The following is a 734-nucleotide window of genomic DNA, read 5'->3' on the forward strand; positions in this document are numbered from 1 at the left end:
CCTCAGGCGCCCGGGATCAGCGACTGGATCGGGATCAGGTCCGGGCGGTATTCCTGCATCCCGCCGGCGATCCGCTCTTCCACCGCGTCGAGGAATTTCTCGGGGTCGGTGATCGAGCACTGGCGCAGGTCCCAGAAGGCGTAGCGCCACCAGCGCACTGCCAGGTAGCGCTCAATCAGTTTGTCGGGAAAGCGCATCTTCACGACCCGGGCCGGGCTGCCGGCCACGATCGCGTAGGGCGGCACGTCCTTGGTCACCACCGCCATGGCGCCGATGATCGCCCCGTCGCCGATGGTGATGTCGGGCATCAGGAAGGCGCCGTGGCCGATATAGACGTCGTTGCCGATGCGCACCCGCTTGGGCCACAGATAGGGGCCGCAGATCTCGTAATCCTCCGCGCGCGGATCGAGGCGGTCGAACACGGCGGAATGGTGCGTGTAGAACAGCGGCGAGGTCGAGCCGCAATGGACCGGGTGGCTGCCGCGCCCGACCTGGACGCTCTCGCCGATCGAGCAGTAGCGGGCGATGTCGGCGCCGAAATAATAGCCGCTCACCGCGTAGGAGAACGCCCCCATGGTGAGGCAGTAATCGATCCCCATCCACTTGATGCTGCAGGGCGGTTCGAAGGTGCAATCCTCCGGCAGGCCGAACGGGGCCGGGTGCAGCACCGAGATGCCGCGCCGGAGCATCTCCTGCTTCATGTCCTCGTTGACGGAGATCATGCGGCGTCCTCG

The 734-nt window shown here is 66.3% G+C and carries 1 protein-coding gene; it reads right to left on the bottom strand.

All coding sequences use genetic code 11. From position 1 onward, the window contains the following. Positions 1-2: 2 nt before the first annotated feature. Positions 3-734, bottom strand: a 732-nt coding sequence (locus WYO_RS32345) for a CatB-related O-acetyltransferase (RefSeq protein WP_280109745.1), incomplete at its 5' end; no start/stop codon positions are given.

This window comes from Methylobacterium sp. GXF4 (assembly GCF_000272495.1).
Lineage (GTDB): Bacteria > Pseudomonadota > Alphaproteobacteria > Rhizobiales > Beijerinckiaceae > Methylobacterium > Methylobacterium brachiatum.